At 75.6% G+C, this 1,276-nt stretch carries 2 protein-coding genes; both read left to right on the top strand.

Annotated elements, in window-relative coordinates; genetic code table 11:
• Nucleotides 1–225, top strand: a 225-nt coding sequence (locus tag GTW08_RS20810; RefSeq protein ID WP_161152411.1) for a glycerate kinase, incomplete at its 5' end; no start/stop codon positions are given.
• Nucleotides 222–1,214, top strand: coding sequence for an allantoicase (alc, locus tag GTW08_RS20805; protein ID WP_073575047.1), 993 nt, complete (start codon nucleotides 222–224; stop codon nucleotides 1,212–1,214). The genes GTW08_RS20810 and alc, both read left to right, overlap by 4 nt.
• The last annotated feature ends 62 nt before the right edge of the window (nucleotides 1,215–1,276 follow it).

Raw genomic sequence — 1,276 nt, 5'->3', positions numbered from 1 at the left:
GCCCGCGCGGCCGGGACCCCGGTCGTCGCCGTCGCCGGGCAGGTGACCCTCGGCCCGGCCGCACTGCGGGCCGCGGGTTTCCTCGCGACCTACGCGCTCACCGACACCGCCCTCGACCACCGCGACGCGGTCGACCGCGCCGCCGAGCTGCTGCGTCTGCTCGGCGCCCGGATCGCCACCGACCACCCGTCCCCCACCCGCCCGATGATCAGGAGCAGACCGTGACCGACCCCTCGCTCATCGACCTCGCCTCCCGCGCGCTCGGCGGCTCGGTCGTCGCCGCGAACGACGAGTTCTTCGCCCAGCGCGAGAACCTCATCACCGCCGCCCCGCCCCGCTTCGACCCCGACGAGTTCGGTCTGAAGGGCAAGGTCTACGACGGCTGGGAGACCCGGCGCCGCCGCGAGCCCGGCCACGACTGGGCCCTGGTCCGCCTGGGCGCGCCGGGCGTGGTGGACCACGTCGTCGTCGACACCTCCTGGTTCAAGGGCAACTACCCGCCGGAGATCGCCGTCGAGGCGACCGCCGTCGACGGCCACCCCTCCCCCGACGAGCTGGAGAAGGCGCCCTGGCACGAGATCGTGCCGCGCTCGGCGTGCGCCGGGCACACCGCCAACGTCTATCCGGTGACCGACATCCGCCGGGCCACCCACCTGCGGCTGATCATGCACCCGGACGGCGGGATCGCCCGGTTCCGGGTGCTCGGCCGGGTGCTGCCCGACCCGCGGTTCCTCGAGGGCACCGTGGACCTGCTCGCGGCGGAGAACGGCGGGCACGTCACCGGCTGCTCCGACGAGTTCTACTCCTCCCCCGGCAACCTGCTGCTGCCCGGGAAGGCACGGCACATGGGCGAGGGCTGGGAGAACGCGCGGCGCCGCGACGGCGGCAACGACTGGGTCGAGTTCGCGCTCGCCGCGGGCGGGGTCCCGCGGCACGTGGAGGTCGACACGACCTGGTTCGTCGGGAACGCACCGGGCTGGGTCTCGATCAGCACCCGCGACGAGCGCACCGGCGGGTCGTGGACGGTGCTGCGCGACCGCGAGCGGGTGCAGCCCGACACCCGGCACCGTTTCCTGCTGCCCGGCGCCGCACCGGCCACCCACCTGCGTCTGGACGTGTTCCCCGACGGCGGGCTGTCCCGGCTGCGGTGCTGGGGCGAGCTGGACGAGGACGGCGCGGCCGCCGTGCGCCGCGCCCTCGACGCGGCGGGCTGACGGCCCGGGGCCGGTCGGGGTCAGGTACCGGCGGAGACCGGCCTGCCACCCGTGCGGTCGTC

The sequence above is a fragment of the Pseudonocardia sp. SID8383 genome (assembly GCF_009864975.1).
Classification (GTDB): domain Bacteria; phylum Actinomycetota; class Actinomycetes; order Mycobacteriales; family Pseudonocardiaceae; genus Pseudonocardia; species Pseudonocardia alni.
The sequence above is the reverse complement of the archived record's forward strand: the minus strand, read 5'-3'. Positions and strand labels throughout refer to the sequence as shown.